Origin of the sequence: Pseudooctadecabacter sp. (genome assembly GCF_965657175.1) — a bacterium.
Taxonomy (GTDB): domain Bacteria; phylum Pseudomonadota; class Alphaproteobacteria; order Rhodobacterales; family Rhodobacteraceae; genus Octadecabacter.
Genome location: NZ_CBFHNH010000008.1, coordinates 102,192 through 124,179, shown reverse-complemented (window position 1 = coordinate 124,179; position 21,988 = coordinate 102,192). Strand labels below are relative to the sequence as shown.

The following is a 21,988-nucleotide window of genomic DNA, read 5'->3' as shown; positions in this document are numbered from 1 at the left end:
GCCGCTTCAATTACCCGCTACACGCAGCCCCATGTCCCAGAACCCGCCCAGCCTTCGCCCTGACTTAGCCAATGCGCGCCTCTCCACGCCCGACGACCGCCGGTCCGGCCAGCCAACCATCGGCATGGTCAGCCTTGGCTGCCCCAAGGCGCTGGTAGACAGTGAACGCATCCTCACGCGCCTGCGCGCCGAAGGCTACGCGATCTCCCCTGATTACACCGGTGCAGAGGCCGTGATCGTCAACACCTGCGGCTTCCTCGATTCAGCCAAGGCCGAAAGCCTTGATGCCATCGGCGAAGCGCTGGTCGAAAACGGCAAGGTCATCGTCACCGGCTGTCTGGGGGCGGAGCCTGACTATATCCGCGAACATCACCCCAACATCCTCGCCGTCACAGGCCCGCATCAATATGAACAGGTGCTCGACGCCGTGCATAAGGCCGTCCCGCCCTCTCCCGATCCGTTCATCGACCTGCTGCCCGCCAGCGGGGTCAGCCTGACACCGCGGCATTTCAGCTATTTGAAAATCTCCGAAGGGTGCAATCACAAGTGTAAGTTCTGCATCATCCCCGACATGCGCGGTCTTCTCACATCGCGGCCCCACAAGGCGGTGCTGCGCGAGGCGGAAAAGCTGGTGGAGAGTGGCGTGAAGGAATTGTTGGTGATCTCTCAGGACACCTCCGCCTTTGGAACCGATTGGGACCGTGAGGTGAGGCGCGGGTTGACCGAACAGCCGATCACCACGTTGGCCCGCGATCTTGGGTCTTTGGGCGCATGGGTGCGCCTGCACTACGTCTACCCCTACCCACATGTCCGTGAAATGATCCCGCTGATGGCGGACCCTGCATCGGGCGTGTTGCCCTATCTGGACATTCCGTTCCAACACGCCCACCCCGATACGCTCAAACGCATGGCGCGCCCTGCTGCGGCCGAACGCACGCTGGACCGGATCGCGGAATGGCGCGACATCTGCCCGGACATCACCCTGCGGTCGACCTTTATCGTCGGCTATCCAGGTGAGACGGAGGCGGAATTCCAACACCTCCTCGATTGGATGGATGAGGCGCAGTTGGACCGCGTCGGCTGTTTTCAATACGAAAATGTCGCCGGTGCGCGGTCAAACGCCCTGCCGGATCATGTGGCAGATGAGGTGAAACAGGACCGCTGGAACCGCTTTATGGAAAAGGCACAGGCCATTTCCGAGGCCAAATTGGCCGCCAAAGTGGGCCAGACCCTGGAGGTGCTGGTCGACGACATCGACGAAGACGGCATCGCCACCTGCCGCACCAAGGCCGACGCGCCTGAAATCGATGGCAATCTGTTCATCGACGACGGCACCGAAGGCTTAAATGTCGGTGATCTGGTCACGGTTGAGGTGGATGAGGCAGGCGAATACGACCTGTGGGCTCAGATTAAACCCTAAACCTACTCCGCCGCGACAGCCGGCACATCGCGGCCCATTTCGCGGTCCAACCGGTCCAGAAATCGGGCCAGTTTAGGGTTGTCCACCTGACGCGCGGGCTGGTCATCCTTTGGGGGAACGTCCGCCGACGCGTCAGGGGCTAACATGGATTTACGCACACTACTCATAGGCCCTTAGCTATGGTGAATCGTGACTGTCCGGCAGGGGAATGACGGATCAATCCTCCCCCAGTGACGCTACGTCACAAGACAGATCACCCATGCGACCCCTGCGGCGATGGCAGTGACCATAACGGCCGCACTGCCTGCGTCCTTGGCTTGGCGGGCAAGCTCACTTCTTTCAAGGCTGACAAGATCGACGGCGCGCTCAAGCGCGGTGTTGGCAAGCTCCATCGCCAGCACCAAAATCCCGAGCGCCAAGATCAAGGCAACCTCAGTCCCCTCAAGCCACCAAAGCGCCAGCGCGGCGGACACCAGATTGGCCCAGACCCACGACCGGAACGAATGTTCGGCGCGCCATGCGTCGGCAATGCCTGCGCTGCTCCAGATGATCCGCAGTTTCAGGCGTTTGAAGAATTCCATGCGTCCCCTCCCCCGCGACCGCGCGCCACAGTGGTCCCCTGCACGCTGCCGCCTATCTAAGCGTTATGACTGATAGCACCGATACTCGCGTCCTGTTCAACGGCGAATGTCCCGTCTGCAATTTTGAGATCCGCCACTATGAGGCGTATTCGAACGAAAGCGGGCTGCCCATCCGGTTTGACGACCTCAATTCCGACGCTTTGGCCCAGTGGGACCTGACCGAAGATCAGGCTGCGCGGCGGCTGTATGTGGCCCATGATGGTGAATTGCTGTCCGGTATGCCCGCGTTTCGGGTGCTTTGGGCGCAGATGCCAAGGTATCACTGGTTGGCGCGGGTCACGGGCTGGCCGATTGTGCGCCCGGTGACGGTCTTTACATACGATAAAATTCTTGCGCCGCTGATCTACCGCTGGCACCGGCGGCGGCAGGCGAAGGCTCAGGCGCGCGCGTCCAGATAGACCCGCACGGCGTCTTGAACGCGGCGAAAACGGTCGCCGCCCAGATGCGTGCCACCAAACCAGCGGGTGACGACGACAATTTCGCCGGTTAGCCCCTCACGTTCCAACATCCGCAGAATGACCATACCGGCCCCGGCCTCCCCATCGTCGTTTTTCAGGGGCGTGCCGTCGGGCAGGATCACGGCGTAGGTGTTGTGGGTGGCCTTGGCGAACTTCTTTTTCCGGCACAGCTGTTTGACGAAGGCTTTGGCGCCCTCCGCACTGCCGCAAGGCCCGCCAGAGACTGCGTATTTTGACCCACGGTCTGTGAATATGCCATCGAGGATCAACATCGCCGCACCCTGCCCCGATGCCGTCACAGAGGCAAGAGACGCAAAAGGGCCCCGCCAAGGCGAGGCCCTTTAGACATGTCGTTTGACTTAGTAGGAGGGGCCGGTGCCTGTGTCGATGGCCATACGCAGGGCCACTTCGGCCCATGTCTGGCGACCGTCACGGGCGCGGATTTCAGACAATTGCGCCTGCGCGCCAACCAGATCGCCCATCGCCACCATGCCCTGGCCCATATAGGACCGTGCCAGATTGTTGTCGGGGTCAATTGTCAGGGCCGTCTGATAGAAGGACATCGCCCCGTCCACATCGCCGGTTTTGCGCGCGGTGAAGCCGTAATAGGTCTGCACCATGCTATCTGCTGGGTCCAACTGGTCCAGCACTGTGCGCGCGTCGGCATAGCGGCCTGCATAGGCCAGTTCACGCACCGCATCCATCATGGCGCTGTCGTCGTTTGTGGATTGTTCAGGCGTCATGCAGGTCTGGGTCGCCAGATCAAAGACAAGGCCTTCGGCGCAGTCTTCCGTCGTCTCGGTGGGCGTCGGCGGGTTCAAACTGCCGGAGCCAACGGCGAAAGCCAACATAGGGGTGGCTGCCAGAAGGGTTGCTGCAACTGTCAGACGCATCGGGGAGGACTCCTGTTGGTGTGTCATGTCAAAGGCACGTAGCGTGGGAGGGGCAGTTTCAAAAACACCTTTGTGAGGTGGTCGAGCGCGGTCGGCCACCCGTGACGCAACGGCATAACCGTTCTGTTACGATTTGCGCTTAGGTTAGGGGCATGACCCATTCGGACCCCTACCCCCTGTTTACCCGCGGCGAACGTATTGCTGATGGGGCGATGCATATTGCGGGTGTGGGGTTTGCCATCGTGGGGACGGTGATGTTGATTGTACTGGCGGTGGCCACGATGGACGCGGGCAAGATTGCGGGGGTGTCGATCTATGGCGCCGCTTTGATCGCGTCCTTTGTGGCCTCGGCCTGTTATCATTTCACCCCGTGGGAACGAATGCGGCCTGCTTTGCGGCGCATCGATCATGCGGCGATTTATCTTAAGATTGCGGGGACCTACACGCCGCTGGTGATCTTGATCGGGTCCGCCTTTGCCTATGGCGTTCTCGCGGTGGTCTGGGGATTGGCCGCCGTGGGTGCTGTGACGAAACTGTTTTTCTGGGGCAAACCGGGCCACTGGGGGACGGCGCTTTATGTGGGGATGGGGTGGCTCAGCGTGGCGTTGCTGACGTCGCTCTTTCCCGTCTTGTCTGCCTCGGCCTTAGGTCTGCTGATCGCAGGCGGGTTGATCTATTCGGTGGGGGCGGTGATTTTCAGCATTGAGGGGCTGAAATTCCAGAACGCCATCTGGCACGGATTTGTCCTGACGGCGTCGGTGTGCTTTTTTGTGGCCATCGCCCTTGGGGTCGCGCCGGCCGCCTAGACGCTTACAAAGACGCCGCCGTATCGAGCACGACCTGAACCCGTTGGGCGTTGGGCGGATGGGTGCCCAGAAACTGATCGCCCGGATCAGGAATGCGGAAGAAGAATTCTGCCCCGCGCACCGGATCAAAGCCCGCTTGGGCGGCGATGATGGTGCCAAGGCGGTCGGCCTCAAGTTCGAAATCACGCGAATAGGTGCGTGCGCCGACAACCGCGCCCAACTCTTGTGCGGAGCGCACAGCATCCCCCGCGACACCAAATTCCCCCGCCAACTGGCCAAAGACCACCGCGCCAATCTGTGCATTGCGACGTTGCTGGGACAAATGATCTTCGATGTGGTGGGCGGCCTCATGGGCCAGAATAAAGGCGATTTCATCGCGGTTGCGCGCCTCTTCGATAAGCGGCAGCGTGAAGGCAATGATCGGGCGGCCGCGTTCATCGACAGTCTGAAACGCATTGGCCGGCACGCCGGGACGGTCATCAACGACGATCAGGAAATCACAATTCAGGCGCGGCGCGCGGCGGCGACATTCCCGTTCGGCCATCGGTTCGACTTGGTTGACGACGGCCACAAAGGCGCGCGCGGCCTCACGCGGGGTGGCGATGCGGTCCGTGGTCGGGGCCGCAGCAGGTGTGGGCTGGGGCGCCGGTGCGGGTTGGGGCGCCGGTGCGGGTTGGGGCGCGGGTACTGGCACGACCTCACAGGCTGCAAGGCCCAGACAGGCGAGTGTCGCGAGATAAAGCTGTTTCATCAGAAATGGGTCCTGCCGTCGTTCTGCCCTTTATGTAGCATCCATCCCCCGCCAGCCAGCCCCTTCACGCGACTGTCAGCGCCTTGGGCGGTTGACGGCGCAGAACCGCCCCCGCAAGCTGGCCACATCAAGCAGGGAGCCCCGCATGTTTACCATTGAGCACGATTTTGACGCGACGGTTGTGACGCTGGTGGATGAAGGGGAAGATCAGGCCCCTTTGCGCGAAGACGTGGTGATCAATGCCTTTGAGGATTGCGTAACCGTCACCCAAGTGGATGCGCGCACGGATATGCCGGTGACGGTGACCCTGTCGATGTCGCAATTGCGCGATCTGTCCATGGCGCTCGATCTGCCCGAAGGCGCCTACCAGCTGCGGCGCGAGGGGGGAGAGGGATGATTTTAGGTATTTTTGAACCAGAGAAGCGGAAGGCGCGCCCATGAGCACAGGGTTTTTCTTTGACGAGAGGTGCTTTTGGCATGGGGGCGGCAATTACGCGGGCATGTTGCCGGTGGGCGGATTGGTGCAGCCCATGAATGGCGGCCTGCCCGAAAGCCCCGAAAGCAAGCGCCGGTTGAAGAACCTGATCGACGTCACTGGCTTGGCGCGGGATCTGGATATGCGGGGCGGGTTTGAGGCCGCGCGCGAGGATCTGTTGCGGGTGCATCCGGCGTCTTATCTGGACGCGTTCAAGGCGATGTCGGACGCAGGCGGGGGCGAAATGGGCCGCCGCACGCCCTTTGGCCCTGGCGGATATGAGTTGGCAGCCGTGTCGGCGGGGCTGTCGGTTGCCGCCCTTGGGGCCGTGTTGCGCGGCGATTTGCGCAACGCCTATGCGCTGAGCCGCCCACCCGGCCATCATTGTCTGCCCGATTACCCCAACGGATTTTGTCTGATGGCCAATCTGGCGATTGCGATTGAGGCTGCGCGGGCCAAGGGGTTGGCAGACCGTGTGGTCGTGCTGGATTGGGATGTGCACCACGGCAACGGGACCGAGGCGATTTTCTACGAAGATCCCGATGTTCTGACAATTTCGATCCATCAGGAGAGGAATTACCCCATGGACACAGGCGCGTTTACCGATCGTGGCGCGGGGGCGGGTGCGGGCGTTAACCTTAATATTCCGTTGCCTGCAGGGGTGGGCCATGCGGGTTATCTGGCGGTCATGGACCAAATCGTGGCGGATCAGATCCGATCTTTTGCCCCCGATGTAATTGTGATCGCCTGCGGGTTCGATGCGGCGGCCATCGACCCGCTGGGCCGGATGTTGGCCACAGCGGAGACGTTTCAGGTGATGACACAGCAGGTCATGGCGCTGGCCGATGATCTGTGTGACGGGCGGCTGATGATGGCCCATGAGGGCGGCTATTCAGAGGTTTACGTGCCCTTTTGCGGACATCATGTTTTGCAGGAAATGTCCGGCAGCACCGTCACCGCCCCCGATCCCTTTGGCGAGGTTTTCCCTCTGCGCCAACCCGGGCCTGCCTTTGATGCCTTCGTGCAGACCCAGATTGACGCAATGCGGGCGGCGTTGTGAAGGCGTTACCACTCGTCTTAGTGTGCGCGACACCCGCCGTTGCGCAAACCGTTCCAGACCCTGCGGAGCTGGCGCAGGCGGCGATACACTTAAGCGCGCGGCCGGACATATCCCTCGACGGGATTGTTAGCGTTATGCGCCCCCATTTCGAGGAAGGAGAGTTCTATTTTCATCTTGGGCCGGACAGCCTGCCCAGCGGGTCAGAAGACCCGTACTATTGGCACAGCGAAGGGGTGATCGACGGGGCAGAGACGATAGCCGTTTACTATTGTAGCCGTGCCGGACGGGCACTGTCACAAAACCGGCAGCTACCGGCTGAAAACAAGCCCTTTGACCTGTACATGTCGCCCTCTGCTGGGCCGATCCCCCTGACCCTTTGGTCTGAGGCCCCCTGGCCAGAGGACGCCGTCGCCCGAATGGATTGCTATTTTAAGGTGGAACGGTGGTCCAGGACGCAGCCCCTTGAAGGCGGCGTCGCCGCGCAGATGATCATGGATTTGGCCCCGTTTTTTGCCAGCCATGCAATCGCCCCCGAGGCCTCGGCAAGCCCCCTGCCTGACGGCTACGACTGGATCGTTTTCACGGACGGTCAGCCCCACACCGGCGCCCATATCGGCTATTTCGAGGTCGCCGAGCATCCCGATATCTTCCGCATTTGGTTGACCAGTTTCCTGCGTGCGGGGCTCAGCTAGACTGGCATCGCCCCGCTTGCGTCCCTATGTGTCATCCAACCACAGGAGACACGATGCCAGACCGCAATCAAGCCGCCCTCGATTTTCTTCTCACCCGCCGGTCGCGGCCGGCCAAAACCTTGCGCGCGCCGGTGCCCGACCGGGCCGAGCTGGAGGTGATCCTGACCGCTGCGGCCCGCACGCCCGATCATGGCAAACTTGAACCGTGGCGGTTTATCGTGCTGGAAAAACAGGCCCTGACACGGTTGGCACAGGCCATTCCCACCCGCGCCGAGGCGCTGAAGATCGACCCGGAAACGCGCCCTAAAGCGGTGTCTCAATACGCCGATGCGGACCTTGCCGTGGTTGTAGTAGACAGCCCCGTGGCCTCTGCGAAAATCCCTGCAATCGAACAGACCTATTCCGCGGGCGCCGTTTGCCTGTCGCTGCTGAATGCGGCTTTGGCGGCGGGCTGGGGGGCAAATTGGCTCAGCGGCTGGGCGTCCCATGACCGGACGTTCGTTGAGGACAATCTGGGCCTTGCTGCGCATGAACGCATCGCGGGTTTGATCCACATTGGGACAGAAACACACGCCCCGCCCGAACGCCCGCGCCCAGATTTGGCGCAGAAAATCACATGGGTTGCGGAATGATCTTTTCGGACATCGCCAAGGCCATCGGCCAGATCGGGGATCCGCGATTTCGCCGTGTGCTGTTTTTGGGGATCGGCCTGACACTGGCGCTGCTGGTGGCGGCCTATGCGGCGTTTCTGGGCCTGCTGGACTGGATCGACCCCGCCTCCTTTGATCTGCCGTTTCTGGGGCCGAACGCCTTTGTCGGCGGATTGCTCAGCTGGGGCAGCATCGTGCTGATGCTGGTATTGTCGATCTTTTTGATGATCCCCGTGGCCTCGGCCATCACATCCATGTTCCTCGAAGACGTGGCCGACGCGGTCGAAGTCCGCCACTATCCCCACCTGCCCCCTGCCCCGCGCGTCAGCTGGGGGGATGCCATCCGCGACACGCTGTCGTTTCTGGGGCTGCTGGTCTTTGTGAACCTTGTGGCGCTGCTTTTGTTGCCACTTTACTGGTTTGCGGCCCCGCTGGTGTTCTACCTTATCAACGGGTTCCTGCTGGGTCGGGAATACTTCACCGTGGCAGCCCTGCGCCGCGAAGGCCGTGCTCAGGCCAAAGCCCTGCGGCGCCGCCATATGGGGGAGATTTGGTTCGCAGGCACCCTGATGGCGATCCCGCTGACCGTGCCTGTACTCAACCTGCTGGTGCCTATTTTGGGTGCGGCGACGTTCACACACCTCTATCACCGCATCGCGGCTAGGACGTAGAGGCCGCCCCCTGCGGTGTCGACATCCGGTCAAACCAGTCGATGTCGCGAACCGATATCCAACCCGACAAGATCACCACCGCCAACACCGCCCAGATGGGCACCGCCCAATAGGTCGTGATCCGCGCTTTCCGCCCGATCTGCGCATCTGCAGGTGCGGATTTGTGGGTGCCGGGCACGACTGTGCCGTCTTCCCCTTGGGTCGTCAGCCGCAACGGCAGGACGATGAAAAAAGTCATGAACCAGACCACTGCAAACAGCACAATTGCTGACGTTATCCCCATCGCTCAAACCTCCTAAATTAACCTTAATGCGCCTCGCCCTCGGCAAAACGCTCCGTCCTGTCTTCATCTGGCCCGAAAAACTCCCCCCGGAGGGTCGGCCCGCACCAGATACCCTTCAGAACTTAGACTTCTTCCAGCTCAATCAAGCAGCCATTGAAATCTTTGGGGTGCAAAAACAACACCGGCTTGCCGTGTGCGCCGATCTTTGGCTCCCCCGTTCCCAGCACCCGCGCGCCTTCGGCCTGAAGTTTGTCACGGGCGGCCAGAATATCCTCCACTTCGTAACAAATATGGTGAATGCCACCTGACGGGTTTTTCTCAAGAAAGCCCTTGATCGGGCTGTCATCGCCCAGCGGATAAAGAAATTCGATCTTGGTGTTGGGAAGCTCAATAAACACCACTGTCACACCGTGATCAGGTTCATCCTGAGGGGCTCCAACATTGGCACCCAAGGCCCCGCGGTATTGGGCGCATGCGGCCTCCAGGTCTGGCACGGCAATGGCCACGTGGTTCAAACGTCCGATCATAATGCGCTCCTCCTTCATCGCTGCGCCTGTCTTATCAACCAGCCGTGGCGCGTGCGCAACGACCAGCCTGTCGCATCCCCCTGCGACGTTGCGGCCGTCCCCGCCAAACCATCGTTAACGGAAGATTCACTACAATGCTGTCTAGTGAGTCGTATGCAGCCAAACGCCGGGTCGTCCCGGCACATCCTTGGGGGATCATCATGGACAGCCTTGACGACTTTATGCAGACCCGCCCGCCAACCGCCAACCGCCCGCTTTTGGGCCTCACGGTTCTGGTCGTCGAAGACAGCCGCTTCGCGTCCGAGGCCATGCGCCTGTTGTGCCTGCGCTCCGGCGCGCGGATCAGACGTGCCGACAGCCTGTTCAGCGCCCAGCGTCATTTGGCCGTCTACCGCCCTTCAGTTGTGATCGTCGATATCGGCCTGCCCGACGGGTCCGGCGTGGATTTGATCCGCGACCTCACCCAGGCCCGTCCACGGGTCGACGTGGTCCTTGGGACCTCAGGCGATCCCGACGGTGAGGTTCAGGCCCTTAAGGCCGGGGCCGATGGCTTTTTGGACAAACCGATCAGCAGCATCGGGTTCTTCCAGTCAAAAGTTCTTGAACATCTTCCGTCAGATCGCCAACCCAAGGGCCTGCGCGTGCTATCAGATGAAACGGTGATCCCAGATGAAGTCGCCCTGCGGGACGATTTGGCTGCGGCCGCTGTGGCGCTCGAGGACCCGACTGATGCCCGTACACTGCGCTATCTGACCCAGTTTCTGGGGGGGATCGCCCGCAGCGCGGGCGACACCAACCTTGAGGCCGAGGCGAAAACACTCGCCACCCTTCAGACCAATGGAAATGCTGTGCACGGACAAGTCGCGCGAATTGCGCAGATGGTCCATGACCGCATCGCGCGGACGGCGGCACTGTAACGGGTCAGGCGGAGGATGACTGGGCAGGATCACTGGCGACCCGAACCGGCCCCGTCAGGGCCGCCAAAGACTGCCGCTGCGTACTCTGCCCGTCAAAGTTCCCGGGCGCGAGCCATGTTTGAAATGCGCCATCCAAGGCGGGCCAGTCGCCATCGGTCATGGCAAACCATGCCGTATCGCGATTGCGGCCTTTGACAATCAGGTGTTGGCGAAAAATGCCTTCCCATGAGAACCCCAGCCGCTGGGCCGCGCGGCGCGACGGCATGTTCAGCGCGTTGCACTTCCATTCATAGCGCCGGTAGCCCCGCGCGAAGGCCGCGCGCATCATCAGATACATGGCCTCTGTCGCGGCCGGTGTGCGCTGTAAACGGGGTGAGAAATTGATGTTGCCGACCTCAATCGTGCCCATGGCGGGCACCGTGTTGAGGTAGAACGCATAGCCCACCGGCCCCAGATCCGGCAGGCAGATCGCATAGCCGTGCCAGCCCTCTTTGGCGCAGGACACGACCAAGGTTTCAACAAACGCCGCCGCGTCCTCGGGCGGAGCTTCATACAGGTAATCCCAAACCTGCGGATGATCCTTGATCTGTGCCCAAAGCGCCGGCCCATGGTCGGGGGGCGAAAGAGGTTCGAGCCGCACAAACGCCCCGTCCATGGGGGTGTCGTCAGGGACAATCGCCCCCTCAAATTCAACTTTTACCCCAAGGGGTCGCATATCAGAATTCTCCATCATTCCCTCAAATGCCCCGACCTTCGCCGCCGATCCGGCAAAAAGCTGCCCCAATTGCCCCGCATACCGATCCCAGTCTCGTCACTTGGTACAAGGATTTTAAGTATGGAAAATATCGTCAAACGATTTTGGACCGAAGACGATGGCAACACCACCATTGATTGGATGGTTCTGACGGCAGGTTTGGTCCTGCTGGGTGCGGCAGTGATGGCCACAGTGGGCACGCCCGCGCAGGATTTGGCCGAAGACACCGATGCTGTGATCGAACAGATCGCCCCCTCAACCGGCGTCTAAAGCACCAAACGCGGCTCGGCCCCCATGTCGAGACCGGGGAAGATGTCGCGTTCCAACAGGCCGCGATCCAGCCCGATCAGGCCACGCATGGCCCACGCCGCATAGGCCCGCACATCGCGCGTGGGCAACAGATCACGCCCGTCATAAAGATCGCCCGACGCAAGGCCGGGCCATTGCCCCATGACCTGCCCGCCGCGCAGCGCGCCACCTGCATAAAACAGCGCCCCGCCCGTGCCGTGATCGGTTCCGCCGCTGCCGTTTTCACCTGCCGTGCGGCCAAATTCCGTCATACACAGCACCGCCGTCTTGTCCCAGACCGGGCCAAGATCGGCCTTGAGCGTTAAAATCACGTCGGCCAGCGCCTGACCACGCCGCCCCAGAATGCGCCCCTGCCGCGAATGGGTGTCCCACCCGTTGACCGAAAACGACGCAATTCGCGTGTCCCGCCGCAACCGTGACGCCGCAAACCGCGCAAGCGCCGTGGTATTGCTGGACCGGCTGGTGGACCCGGCCATCATCATCTCGGCCGCGTCCGCATCATCAGCGGCGGCGGCCTCCGCTGCGGCGGCCTCGGCGGCGATTTGCTCAACAATCTCAATGGCGTCTTCGGACGCATCGCGGAACAACGGATCATCGTGGTGCACCACATTCAGCAACGCACGCGCATTGGCCGAAATCCGCAATTCAGCCTCAGGTGACCAGCGCGCGGCGCGGGCCTCACCGGACAGAACCAACATCTGTTCGGGCCCGATGGCATAGGCAATTTCAGGCTCCAACCCCGGCGTGGTCTGTAACAGCCGGTTCAGCCAGCCATCACGCAGGCCCCCACCCTGAAGCCCCGGCAATCCGGCCTCGAGGATGTCTTGGCCGTCAAAATGGCTGCGCTTGTCGCGATAGGGCGTGGACACCGCGTGCACCGCACCAAACTCGCCCGCGTCATAGAGGGGTTTGAGGGCACCAAAGGCCGGATTGAGCCCGTAGAACCCATCCAGATCCAGCGCGCCAACGGCCTCCCCCACAGGCAAATTGGGCCGCAAGCCCGCCAAATGCGGGTCGCCATAGGGTTGGATCACATCCAACCCGTCGACGCCGCCGCGCAGGATAATCACCACCAGCCGCGTGTCCCAAGGCGCAGCCGCCAAAGCCACCGGCGTGATCCAGGGCGAGGCCGCAGCAGAGCAGCCCAAAACCGTCGCGCCGGTCAAAAAACGTCTGCGGTCCATGGTCATCTCCTTTGAAAGGCCGAGGATGCCAGTACCAACCCAATGCCGTCGGACACGGTTTCGGCGGCATGGGCGGCAAAGATCACGGCCTCGGGCGGGTTCGGGCCAAGGGCGTGAAAGACAAAATCGCGCGGGTCCGGCAAGCGGTCCAGCATCCGTTCGGGCATCTGCATGGCCCAGGTGATGCGCCCGGCCATGCCTTGTGGCGTGATCCAGGCCTCATCCTCTTCGGCCCAGCCATCGGGGCCAAGCGGTTGGTGAATGGTTTGGCCCATGGCCGTAAGGGGGCGGAAAAATTCGCGCGCAACAACGCGGTAGTCTTTGCCGGTCAGCTCCTCCGCAGGCACCGCCAGCGCCCGCAGGGAGGCGGCCACAAAACCAAAGGGCTGTTTCACGCGGCGCAATTCAGGCGCCCACGCAGCCGCGTGGGTCAACATCGCCTCATAGAGCGCGATCAACTGCCCGCCGCTGTCCAGATAGCGCGCAGCCATTGTCGCCACGAGGTCCGGATCAGGCGCAGGGCCGATAAAATGCACTACCAATTTTTGCGCCAGATGACGCGCGGTGTCGGGATGCACGGCCAGATCGTCCAGCGCCACCAACACTTGATCCAGCGTGGCCTCGCCCCCGCCGTAGGATTGGCCCAGCACGACCTCAGCCCCCGGTTCGGTCTTGTTGACCTCATAGCTGAAGCCGCGCCGCGCGGTGTAGGTCAGCCCGGTCAGAAGTTCCGCAAATTCGCGGACGTCCGTCTGGGTGTAGCTGCCGCCCGCGCCCAAGGTGTGCAGTTCCAAGACCTCACGCGCCATGTTTTCATTCAGGCCGCGCCCCGTGCGTTGGCCGACCTCACTGCCTGGACCGATGGAATGGGTCTGGCTGAGGTATTGGATCATCAGCGGGTTCATCACCGCCGCCCGCAGCATGTCTGAAAACCGGCCCGAGATATGGGGTCGCACCCGTTGTTCGATCATGGGAAAGACGTGATAGCGCCACGCGCCGTTGGTCGGGGGCGCGGTGAAATGATCCGCCCAGAACCGCACCAGGCGTTCGCGCATGCCGTCTTGCGTGGTCACATCGCGTGACAGTTGCTGCATGGTGCTTTGGGCCCAAACCTCACTCGCCTCGGCGCGCATGTCTTTGAGGGCCTGTTCCGCTGCGGCCTTCGCCTCCTCGCCTTCGGCGTTTTGGATATCGGCGGAGGCGAGCCGCATATCCCATTGGGATGGATAGAGGTCGTCAAAGATCGGGATCGGATGAGCTGCGGCGGCCACGTCCGGCCCTGACAACAGACCCAACATATCCGAAACAGAGGCCGGGGCCGCCACATCTGGCGACAAACCGTTGCCAAAGCGGACGGCAGCAAGGATCGGATCGAAGGTCATCGCGGGTCTCCTGTCTGGGGTCTAATGTGTGGACCGCCGGTGGCGCAGACAAGAGATATCCGCAATTGGCAGCAAAATGGGCGGGGAATTGTCTGCCCCGCCCACCACAACATGCGCTAAAATTCCGGAATTTTAGCCCGCCCTATGTCCACTAGGCCTAGTCCTCGGGCGGCAAAACGCGCAAGCGCAGTTCGCGCAGTTGTTCGTTCTGCGGTGCGCTTGGGGCGTTCATCATCAGATCTTCGGCGCGTTGGTTCATGGGGAACATCATCACGTCGCGCAGATTGTCCGCATCCGCCAGAAGCATCACAATCCGGTCAATACCCGCCGCACAGCCTCCGTGTGGGGGCGCGCCATATTGGAAGGCGTTCACCATGCCACCGAACCGCTTTTCGACTTCGTCCTTGCCGTAGCCTGCGATTTCAAACGCTTTGAACATGATCTCGGGGCGGTGGTTCCGGATTGCGCCGGACACCAGTTCGTAGCCGTTACAGGCCAGATCATATTGATAGCCCAGCACATCTTCGGGATTGCCCATGAGCGCGTCCATCCCGCCTTGCGGCATGGAGAACGGGTTGTGTTCAAAATCAATGGCACCGGTCTCGGCGTCGCGTTCGTAGATCGGGAAATCGACGATCCATGCAAAGGCAAAGCGGTTCGTGTCGGTCAGGCCCAACTCATCGCCGATGACCTGACGGGCTTTGCCCGCCACGGGTTCAAACGCCTTGGGTTTGCCGCCCAAGAAGAAGGCCGCGTCGCCCACGCCAAGGCCCAGCTGCTGCCGGATGGCTTCCGTGCGTTCTGGTCCGATGTTCTTGGCCAAGGGGCCTGCGGCCTCTTCGCCCAGCGTGATCTCTCCGGACTTAATAAGGGCGTTGACCTCTTTCACGGTGATCCCACGCTCTTGCGCGATGCTGTCGGGGCTTTCTTTCCGCCAGAAAATATAGCCCATCCCGGGCAGCCCTTCTTTCTGCGCGAATGCGTTCATACGGTCGCAGAACTTGCGGCTGCCGCCAGTGGGGGCGGGAATGGCGCGGACCTCGGTGCCCTCTTGTTCCAGCAGCTTGGCGAAGATCGCAAAGCCGGAACCACGGAAGTGTTCGGAACAATCCTGCATCTTGATCGGGTTGCGCAAATCGGGCTTGTCGGTGCCGTACCACTTGGCCGCATCGCGGTAGCTGATCTGTTCCCAAGTTTGGTCGACTTTACGGCCCTTGCCGAATTCTTCGAACACGCCTGCAAGAACCGGCTGGATCGTGTCGAAGACGTCCTGTTGTTCAACAAAGGACATCTCAAGGTCCAGCTGGTAAAAATCGGTGGGGGAGCGGTCGGCGCGGGGGTCTTCGTCGCGAAAACAGGGTGCGATCTGGAAATATTTGTCGTAGCCCGACACCATGATCAGCTGTTTGAACTGCTGAGGCGCCTGCGGCAGCGCATAGAACTTGCCCGGATGCAGACGGCTGGGCACCAGAAAGTCGCGCGCGCCTTCAGGGGAAGATGCCGTGATGATCGGCGTCTGGTATTCGCGGAACCCCTTGTCCCACATGCGTTTGCGCATGGAGGCCACAACGTCCGACCGCAGTTTCATGTTGTCCTGCATCACTTCGCGACGCAGGTCCAGATAGCGGTATTTCAGACGGGTTTCTTCGGGGTATTCCTGATCGCCAAAGACCATCAGGGGCAGTTCTTTGGCCGCGCCGAGGACTTCGATATCGCGGATGAACACCTCAATCTCACCGGTGGGGAGTTTGGGGTTCACAAGGCTTTCGTCGCGCGCCATGACGTTGCCGTCGATGCGGATGCACCATTCAGAGCGGACCTTTTCGATCTGCGAAAAGACAGGGCTGTCAGGGTCGGCCATGACTTGCGTGATGCCGTAGTGGTCGCGCAGGTCGATGAACAGCAAACCGCCGTGGTCGCGCACGCGGTGGACCCAGCCCGACAGGCGGACGGTTTCGCCCACATTGTCCTTGTTCAGGTCGGCGCAGGTATGGCTTCGGTAGGCGTGCATGGCGTTTCCTTCGGGCATCGGCAATCTCGTCGCGCCGATACATACCCTGACGCTTAAGAAGTCAACACATAGCGCCCGTTTTGAAAGGCTTTCGTCGCCCCGTCAGGCGGCGGCCATGGTGAATTCGAAAACGCAGGCCTCATCGCCGACGGCGTTGCAAGACACTTCGTTGCACACAAGGCGCGGATGGATCAGCGTGCTGAACAGCTTTTCAAAGAGGCTGGCGTGAAAATGGCAGACGGTCGTTTCCGCCTCTTCCCCCAAAACGATGGGGTTTTCGCGCAGAATGAAGCGGGTTTCACTTTCGACCACAAATTCGCCGGACCCCGAAAAGGTCCATGCGTTTTGCCGTGCGGTTTTGGCCAGCAACCATGCGCCCGTGGCGCGTGGCATCTTGGCCAACATCCCTTGGGCCTTGACGGTGATCTGGGTGTCCATGATCCGCTGGGCTGCCCCCGCACCCGCCTGCATTCCGATGTCTTCGGACTGATCAGGCCACAAACGGCGCACGGCCTGATGCACACGGGCGACTTTGTCTTCGCGCACCGGTTCATCGTTGTCGGGCAGGCGAAACACCTGCGCCTCTTTCAAGACCATGTCCAGATCGTCCTCCCCGCGCACATCCCTTACGGCAGCTGCCATTTCCAACAAAAGAAACGGAGCCATAAATCCGGGCCGATTGGGTCGGCGTAGTGGGGCGACTAACGGTTCTGCCATGTATCCACCTTGCAATGCGGGACCGACCACACCCGAAGGGCGACCGGATTGTAATGCTATGAAAAATAAGGGTGTCTATGGGCAGACTGCAAACTTAAAGTGACACTCAAACTGTCAACTAAAGTTTACACATTGCATGTCAGGGAACGCTGCACCGCAGCACACACGCCACATCCGATCACAGATATGGCGTATGGTTCGCTTGGTTTACAAGGTCAAAAACAGGCTAGGCGGCGGCTTTCTGCACCAGCACATCTTTAACGCGAAGCGCGTCGATGACTTTCACCCCATCTGGGAATGCGCGACCTTGGGCCAATGCGTTGGCATAGCCCAAAGTGAACAGACCAGCGGCACGGGCGGCCTCTGCGGCCTCGGGCGTGTCTTCGATCGCGATGGCGTTTTCGGGCGCCACGTTCAGATCGGTGAGAGCACGCAGATAAATGTCTGGCGCGGGTTTGCTGTGTTCAACCATCGTGGCATCCCCGATGAAATCAAAGACCGACCGCGGCAATGCGGGAAACAGCCCGCTCAGCATCAGCTCCACCGTGCGGGGCGTTGTGGACGTGGCCCAGCCCAACACCATCCCCGCATCGCGGGCGGCTTTGATCGCCTCAATCACGCCGGGACGTGGGACAATGCCTTCGTCCTCCACCATCTGTTCAAAAAATTCGACTTTGGCCTCGTGGATGGCGTCAGCGTCAACGTCCTCACCCCGGGACGCCGCGAAATCCGCAATCCGGTTCCGGCCACCGGGCTTTTGCAACATGTCCTTATAGTCGTCCTCTGACCACTCCCAATCCAGACCCGCCGCCGCAAAGGCTGCGTTGAACGCGCGGCGCTGGATATCTGACGTTTCGGCGATGGCCCCGATGGACCCGAAAATCAAAGCGGATGGTGTCATGGTGGTCTCCTGAAGGTGGGAAGGTATAGAGCATTACGCGCCAGTGGCCCGATCGGTTCCCGCCCTAGGGCATCGACGGCAAAGATTCCTACCCCGACAGCGCCCATTCCCCCTTGCGCCCTGCCCACCCATCCCTATAACGCGGACAATTTGAAAATTTCAGGGGGCGCTGCCATGCCAAAGAGAACCGACATCAAGTCGATCATGATCATCGGCGCGGGACCCATTGTTATCGGACAGGCCTGCGAATTCGACTATTCGGGCGCACAAGCGTGTAAGGCACTGCGCGAAGAAGGCTACCGCGTCATTCTGGTCAACTCCAACCCCGCCACGATCATGACTGACCCTGGTCTGGCCGATGCGACGTATATCGAACCGATCACGCCCGAGACTGTTGCCAAAATCATTGAAAAAGAACGCCCCGATGCGCTGCTGCCCACCATGGGCGGGCAGACCGGTCTGAACACCTCACTGGCGTTGGCCGACATGGGCGTGCTTGAGGAATTCGGCGTTGAGATGATCGGCGCCAAGCGCGAAGCCATTGAGATGGCCGAGGATCGCCACCTGTTCCGCGAAGCCATGGACCGTTTGGGGATCGAAAACCCCAAAGCCACCATCGTCACCGCCCCCACCATCGACAAGGATGCGGCCCGCGTCACCGACAAATTCGACATCAATGCCGGTTTGAAAATCGCCCTTGAAGCCCTCGAAGAGATCGGCCTTCCCGCCATCATCCGCCCCGCCTTCACCCTTGGCGGCACCGGCGGCGGCGTGGCCTATAACCGCGAAGAATATGAACATTTCTGCCGCACGGGCATGGAAGCCTCCCCCATGGCGCAGATCCTCGTGGACCAGTCCCTGTTGGGCTGGAAGGAATACGAGATGGAGGTGGTCCGCGACACCGCCGATAATGCCATCATCGTTTGTTCCATCGAAAACGTGGACCCGATGGGCGTGCACACCGGGGATTCCATCACCGTTGCTCCGGCGCTGACGCTCACAGACAAAGAATACCAGCTGATGCGCACCCATTCGATTAACGTGCTGCGCGAAATCGGTGTGGAAACCGGCGGATCGAACGTGCAATGGGCCGTGAACCCCGCCGACGGGCGCATGGTTGTGATTGAGATGAACCCGCGCGTGTCGCGGTCATCGGCGCTGGCGTCCAAAGCCACCGGTTTCCCGATTGCGAAAATTGCCGCCAAGCTGGCCGTTGGCTTCACGCTGGATGAATTGGACAACGACATCACCGGCGTGACGCCCGCATCGTTCGAGCCGTCGATCGACTATGTCGTCACCAAAATTCCACGTTTTGCCTTTGAGAAATTCCCAGGGTCCGAACCTTACCTGACCACCGCGATGAAATCCGTGGGCGAGGTCATGGCCATCGGCCGCACGTTCCACGAATCCATGCAAAAGGCGCTCGCGTCGATGGAAAACGGCCTGACCGGCTTCGATGATATCGTCATTGAGGGTGCCCCAGACCGCGCCGCCGTCACCAAAGCACTGGCCCAACAAACCCCCGACCGCATTCGCGTCATCGCGCAGGCCATGCGCCATGGGCTGACCAACGAGGACATTCAGGCGGTTACATCCTTTGATCCATGGTTCCTTGACCGGTTCCGCGAAATCATCGACGCCGAGGAAGGCGTCCGCGGATCCGGTCTGCCGACTGACCCCGCAGACCTGCGCGCGTTGAAAATGCTGGGCTTCACCGACGCCCGTCTGGCGACCCTTGCGGGTCTCAGCGAAGCTGAGGTTCGCAAGGTCCGCCACGGCAGCGGCGTCACCGCCGTGTTCAAACGCATCGACACCTGTGCGGCGGAATTTGAGGCCCAGACGCCCTACATGTATTCCACCTACGAAGCCCCGATGATGGGCGACGTGGAATGTGAGGCGCGCCCGTCAGATCGCAAAAAGGTCGTGATCTTGGGCGGCGGCCCGAACCGGATCGGTCAGGGCATCGAGTTTGATTACTGCTGCTGCCACGCCTGTTTCGCGCTGACCGATCAGGGCTATGAGACGATCATGGTCAACTGTAACCCTGAAACCGTGTCGACCGATTATGACACCTCGGACCGGCTGTATTTCGAGCCTCTGACGTTTGAACACGTCATGGAAATTCTGCGTGTGGAACAGCACAATGGCACGCTGCACGGCGTCATCGTCCAGTTCGGCGGGCAGACCCCGCTGAAGATCGCACAAGCGCTGGCCGACGAAGGCATCCCGATCCTTGGAACCTCGCCCGACAGCATCGACTGGGCCGAGGACCGTGAACGGTTCCAAGCGCTGGTGAATGATCTGAACCTGTTGCAACCCAAGAACGGCATCGCCTCTACCGATGCCGAAGCCCTTGAAATTGCGAAAGATATCGGCTTTCCGCTGGTAATCCGCCCGTCTTATGTGCTGGGTGGCCGCGCCATGGAAATCGTGCGCGATATGGCACAGCTTGAACGCTACATCGCCGAGGCAGTCGTGGTCTCCGGCGACAGCCCCGTGTTGCTCGACAGCTACCTGAGTGGCGCGGTCGAGGTTGACGTGGACTGCCTTTCCGACGGCAAAGACACCCATGTCGCGGGCATCATGCAGCATATCGAAGAGGCGGGCGTCCACTCCGGCGACAGCGCCTGCTGCCTGCCGCCCCACACCCTACCCGAAGACATCGTGGACGAAATCAAACGCCAGACCCGTGAACTGGCGCTGGCCCTCAAAGTCGTCGGCCTGATGAACGTGCAATTTGCGGTCAAGAACGGCGATGTCTACCTGATTGAGGTCAACCCCCGCGCCTCTCGCACCGTCCCCTTCGTCGCCAAGGCCACGGACTCAGCCGTCGCCTCTATCGCCGCGCGCCTCATGGCCGGTGAGCCGCTGTCGAACTTCCCGCTGCGAGAACCCTATGCGCCCGCCGATGATCCGATGGACGTCATGCCGCTGGGCGATGCGTTCACATTGGCCGACCCCAAAACCCCGTGGTTCAGCGTCAAAGAGGCTGTCCTGCCGTTCAACCGCTTTCCTGGCGTTGATACGATCCTCGGCCCTGAAATGCGCTCCACCGGTGAAGTGATGGGCTGGGCACGGTCATTTGACCGCGCGTTCCTAAAGGCACAGATGGGCGCAGGCGTGGATTTGCCCACCGAAGGCTGCGCGTTCCTGTCCATCAAGGACGCGGACAAAACTGGCCAACTGGTGGAAACAGCGACCATCCTGCGTGATCTTGGCATGACGCTTTACGCTACCCGTGGCACGGCAAAATGGCTGCAAGATCAAGGGATTGAGGCCACGGTCGTGAACAAAGTCTATGAGGGCGGCCGCACGGTTGCGGACCTTTTGAAAGACGGCGAAATCGCACTGGTCATGAATTCCACCGAAGGCACAGCCGCCGTCGAAGACAGCCGCTCCATCCGCGCCATCGCACTGGCCGACCGCATCCCCTATTACACAACGCTGTCGGGATCACATGCGGCGGCATTGGCGATCCGCGCCAAGGTGTCCGGTGATGTGAAGGTACGCGCGCTTCAGGGCTGATCAAAGACAATCAAGGCCCCCAACGCGGGGGCCTTGGCACATCCTGTGTCGCGAAGGTATGGGCGTTAACCGCCCAGAAGTGGCCCATTCATCAAATCATATTCCAGTTGGGCTGATTCAACGTCGTCAACCAGCGCATCAGCTGTCTGAATATGCCAATCCAGTCCGGTTTGACCGCGCTGCGTCGCCGCGCGCAGGTTTGCCGCTGCCGTGCGAGCATCGCGCGCACTGAGTTCGAGAGCACCGCCCAGATCCAGCCGCTGCTGCTGGATCTCAAGCACGGCAATATCATGTTCCTGCTGGGTGATCTGACCCTTGATCTGCTGCATGGTCAGACGGTTCAACTCCGCCTCTTGGTCAGCCAGATAGGCCGGCAAGGACTGGCGCAGCGCCGCCATTTGACCGGTTGCAGCGTTCAGCTGCCGTGCCACGTCGCCCTCAGCCACCAGCGCCACGCGCCGTGCGACCTCACGCTCACCACGCTGCGTGCCTAAAACCGCGCCTGCGGCCCCGCCAAGTGCTGCGGCGGCCACGCAATCGCGCGTACTGCTGCTGCCGGTCGCCAGTGTCACACCACAGCCCAAGGCCGCACCGACCAATGCCCCATTGATCTGCGACCGCCGCACAAGCCGATCTGCCGCTTCATTCAACGCGGCGACCTGATCTGGCACCGACGCGCCCTGAACCGTATCATCATAAAACAACAAGGCGCTGTTGTTCATCCGAGTGCTTTGCGCCACGTCGGGGGCTTGCCCGCAGGCCGCAAGCGTTAATCCCGCAGCCGCGATCAAAGAAAGCTTTAAATTCAACGCCATGCAGGTGCCTCATTGGTTCTTATTGCTCAACAGTCACCGCCCTAGGGGTGCACTGTGTCCAATGTTGGGCGTTGATTGGACATATTTCAGCACCGCATTCGCCGCCAAAACCATACGCCCCGTCATGCTTGCAATTCCCGCCTGAA

General features: G+C 61.1%; 25 protein-coding genes. 11 read left to right on the top strand and 14 right to left on the bottom strand.

Features of this window, described 5'->3' with window-relative positions; translation table 11 throughout:
• Positions 1-31: 31 nt before the first annotated feature.
• Positions 32-1,420 carry a 30S ribosomal protein S12 methylthiotransferase RimO gene (gene rimO / locus ACTG36_RS09120; RefSeq protein ID WP_439142069.1) on the top strand — a complete coding sequence of 463 codons (1,389 nt, stop codon included), beginning with the start codon at positions 32-34 and terminating at the stop codon, positions 1,418-1,420.
• Positions 1,421-1,422: 2 nt separating this feature from the next.
• On the opposite strand, the gene ACTG36_RS09115 is transcribed toward rimO, so the two are convergent.
• Together ACTG36_RS09115 and ACTG36_RS09110 are read right to left on the bottom strand one after the other, a co-directional pair.
• Positions 1,423-1,587 carry a hypothetical protein gene (locus ACTG36_RS09115; RefSeq protein ID WP_375281270.1) on the bottom strand — a complete coding sequence of 55 codons (165 nt, stop codon included), beginning with the start codon at positions 1,585-1,587 and terminating at the stop codon, positions 1,423-1,425.
• A gap of 69 nt (positions 1,588-1,656) precedes the next feature.
• Positions 1,657-2,001 carry a diacylglycerol kinase gene (locus tag ACTG36_RS09110; protein ID WP_375281271.1) on the bottom strand — a complete coding sequence of 115 codons (345 nt, stop codon included), beginning with the start codon at positions 1,999-2,001 and terminating at the stop codon, positions 1,657-1,659.
• A 65-nt stretch (positions 2,002-2,066) separates the two neighbouring features.
• On the opposite strand from ACTG36_RS09110, the gene ACTG36_RS09105 reads away from it, so the two are divergent.
• Complete coding sequence (locus tag ACTG36_RS09105) at positions 2,067-2,459, top strand: thiol-disulfide oxidoreductase DCC family protein (RefSeq protein ID WP_375281272.1); 393 nt, start codon at positions 2,067-2,069, stop codon at positions 2,457-2,459.
• On the opposite strand, the gene ACTG36_RS09100 is transcribed toward ACTG36_RS09105, so the two are convergent.
• The gene (locus tag ACTG36_RS09100; protein WP_375281273.1) at positions 2,438-2,791 is read right to left on the bottom strand and encodes a YigZ family protein; all 354 of its coding nucleotides are present in this window, start codon (positions 2,789-2,791) and stop codon (positions 2,438-2,440) included. The genes ACTG36_RS09105 and ACTG36_RS09100 overlap by 22 nt on opposite strands.
• An 87-nt stretch (positions 2,792-2,878) precedes the next feature.
• Positions 2,879-3,412, bottom strand: coding sequence for a tetratricopeptide repeat protein (locus ACTG36_RS09095; RefSeq protein ID WP_375281274.1), 534 nt, complete (start codon positions 3,410-3,412; stop codon positions 2,879-2,881).
• Positions 3,413-3,564: 152 nt separating this feature from the next.
• Between ACTG36_RS09095 and trhA the strand changes: the two genes are divergently transcribed.
• A complete protein-coding gene (gene trhA, locus ACTG36_RS09090; protein WP_375281275.1) occupies positions 3,565-4,218 on the top strand; it encodes a PAQR family membrane homeostasis protein TrhA in 654 nt (217 codons plus the stop codon).
• A 4-nt stretch (positions 4,219-4,222) separates the two neighbouring features.
• On the opposite strand, the gene ACTG36_RS09085 is transcribed toward trhA, so the two are convergent.
• Positions 4,223-4,969, bottom strand: a complete 747-nt coding sequence (locus ACTG36_RS09085; protein WP_375281276.1) for a M48 family metallopeptidase — start codon at positions 4,967-4,969, stop codon at positions 4,223-4,225.
• Positions 4,970-5,114: 145 nt separating this feature from the next.
• Here ACTG36_RS09085 and ACTG36_RS09080 point away from each other — a divergent pair, with 145 nt between their 5' ends.
• The 5 genes from ACTG36_RS09080 (at position 5,115) to ACTG36_RS09060 (ending at position 8,517) form a co-directional block, all read left to right on the top strand.
• Positions 5,115-5,366: a hypothetical protein gene (locus ACTG36_RS09080; RefSeq protein ID WP_375281277.1), complete on the top strand. Its 252-nt coding sequence runs from the start codon at positions 5,115-5,117 to the stop codon at positions 5,364-5,366.
• Positions 5,367-5,406: 40 nt separating this feature from the next.
• The gene (locus tag ACTG36_RS09075; protein ID WP_375281278.1) at positions 5,407-6,504 is read left to right on the top strand and encodes a class II histone deacetylase; all 1,098 of its coding nucleotides are present in this window, start codon (positions 5,407-5,409) and stop codon (positions 6,502-6,504) included.
• A 134-nt stretch (positions 6,505-6,638) separates the two neighbouring features.
• Positions 6,639-7,196: a hypothetical protein gene (locus ACTG36_RS09070; RefSeq protein ID WP_375281279.1), complete on the top strand. Its 558-nt coding sequence runs from the start codon at positions 6,639-6,641 to the stop codon at positions 7,194-7,196.
• A 53-nt stretch (positions 7,197-7,249) separates the two neighbouring features.
• Positions 7,250-7,828, top strand: coding sequence for a nitroreductase family protein (locus ACTG36_RS09065; protein WP_375281280.1), 579 nt, complete (start codon positions 7,250-7,252; stop codon positions 7,826-7,828).
• On the top strand, positions 7,825-8,517 hold the full coding sequence (locus tag ACTG36_RS09060; RefSeq protein WP_375281281.1) for an EI24 domain-containing protein: 693 nt from the start codon (positions 7,825-7,827) through the stop codon (positions 8,515-8,517). The genes ACTG36_RS09065 and ACTG36_RS09060 overlap by 4 nt, the downstream gene beginning before the upstream one ends.
• On the opposite strand, the gene ACTG36_RS09055 is transcribed toward ACTG36_RS09060, so the two are convergent.
• Positions 8,507-8,800: a DUF1467 family protein gene (locus tag ACTG36_RS09055; RefSeq protein ID WP_375281282.1), complete on the bottom strand. Its 294-nt coding sequence runs from the start codon at positions 8,798-8,800 to the stop codon at positions 8,507-8,509. The genes ACTG36_RS09060 and ACTG36_RS09055 overlap by 11 nt on opposite strands.
• A 122-nt stretch (positions 8,801-8,922) precedes the next feature.
• Positions 8,923-9,327 (bottom strand): methylmalonyl-CoA epimerase, encoded by a 405-nt coding sequence (gene mce / locus ACTG36_RS09050; RefSeq protein ID WP_375281283.1) that lies wholly within the window; start codon positions 9,325-9,327, stop codon positions 8,923-8,925.
• 200 nt (positions 9,328-9,527) lie between these two features.
• On the opposite strand from mce, the gene ACTG36_RS09045 reads away from it, so the two are divergent.
• Positions 9,528-10,244 (top strand): response regulator, encoded by a 717-nt coding sequence (locus ACTG36_RS09045; RefSeq protein ID WP_375281284.1) that lies wholly within the window; start codon positions 9,528-9,530, stop codon positions 10,242-10,244.
• Positions 10,245-10,248: 4 nt separating this feature from the next.
• Here ACTG36_RS09045 and ACTG36_RS09040 read toward each other — a convergent pair whose 3' ends face one another.
• The gene (locus tag ACTG36_RS09040) at positions 10,249-10,977 is read right to left on the bottom strand and encodes a GNAT family N-acetyltransferase (protein WP_375281285.1); all 729 of its coding nucleotides are present in this window, start codon (positions 10,975-10,977) and stop codon (positions 10,249-10,251) included.
• 102 nt (positions 10,978-11,079) lie between these two features.
• Here ACTG36_RS09040 and ACTG36_RS09035 point away from each other — a divergent pair, with 102 nt between their 5' ends.
• Positions 11,080-11,268 (top strand): hypothetical protein, encoded by a 189-nt coding sequence (locus ACTG36_RS09035; protein WP_375281286.1) that lies wholly within the window; start codon positions 11,080-11,082, stop codon positions 11,266-11,268.
• Here ACTG36_RS09035 and ACTG36_RS09030 read toward each other — a convergent pair.
• The 5 genes from ACTG36_RS09030 to ACTG36_RS09010 all read right to left on the bottom strand — a co-directional run bounded on the left by ACTG36_RS09030 (position 11,265) and on the right by ACTG36_RS09010 (position 17,502).
• Positions 11,265-12,491, bottom strand: a complete 1,227-nt coding sequence (locus tag ACTG36_RS09030) for a DUF1501 domain-containing protein (protein ID WP_375281287.1) — start codon at positions 12,489-12,491, stop codon at positions 11,265-11,267. The genes ACTG36_RS09035 and ACTG36_RS09030 overlap by 4 nt on opposite strands.
• Before the next feature lie 2 nt (positions 12,492-12,493).
• Positions 12,494-13,873: a DUF1800 domain-containing protein gene (locus tag ACTG36_RS09025; RefSeq protein WP_375281288.1), complete on the bottom strand. Its 1,380-nt coding sequence runs from the start codon at positions 13,871-13,873 to the stop codon at positions 12,494-12,496.
• Positions 13,874-14,030: 157 nt separating this feature from the next.
• Complete coding sequence (gene aspS, locus ACTG36_RS09020) at positions 14,031-15,884, bottom strand: aspartate--tRNA ligase (RefSeq protein ID WP_375281289.1); 1,854 nt, start codon at positions 15,882-15,884, stop codon at positions 14,031-14,033.
• A gap of 102 nt (positions 15,885-15,986) precedes the next feature.
• Positions 15,987-16,550, bottom strand: coding sequence for a bacteriochlorophyll 4-vinyl reductase (gene bchJ / locus ACTG36_RS09015; RefSeq protein WP_375281290.1), 564 nt, complete (start codon positions 16,548-16,550; stop codon positions 15,987-15,989).
• 277 nt (positions 16,551-16,827) lie between these two features.
• Entirely contained in the window at positions 16,828-17,502 is a 675-nt protein-coding gene (locus ACTG36_RS09010; RefSeq protein WP_375281291.1) for an HAD-IA family hydrolase, read from the bottom strand.
• Positions 17,503-17,676: 174 nt separating this feature from the next.
• Here ACTG36_RS09010 and carB point away from each other — a divergent pair, with 174 nt between their 5' ends.
• Complete coding sequence (gene carB, locus ACTG36_RS09005) at positions 17,677-21,027, top strand: carbamoyl-phosphate synthase large subunit (protein WP_375281292.1); 3,351 nt, start codon at positions 17,677-17,679, stop codon at positions 21,025-21,027.
• A 65-nt stretch (positions 21,028-21,092) separates the two neighbouring features.
• On the opposite strand, the gene ACTG36_RS09000 is transcribed toward carB, so the two are convergent.
• Positions 21,093-21,842 (bottom strand): hypothetical protein, encoded by a 750-nt coding sequence (locus tag ACTG36_RS09000; RefSeq protein WP_375281293.1) that lies wholly within the window; start codon positions 21,840-21,842, stop codon positions 21,093-21,095.
• Between the last annotated feature and the right edge of the window lie 146 nt (positions 21,843-21,988).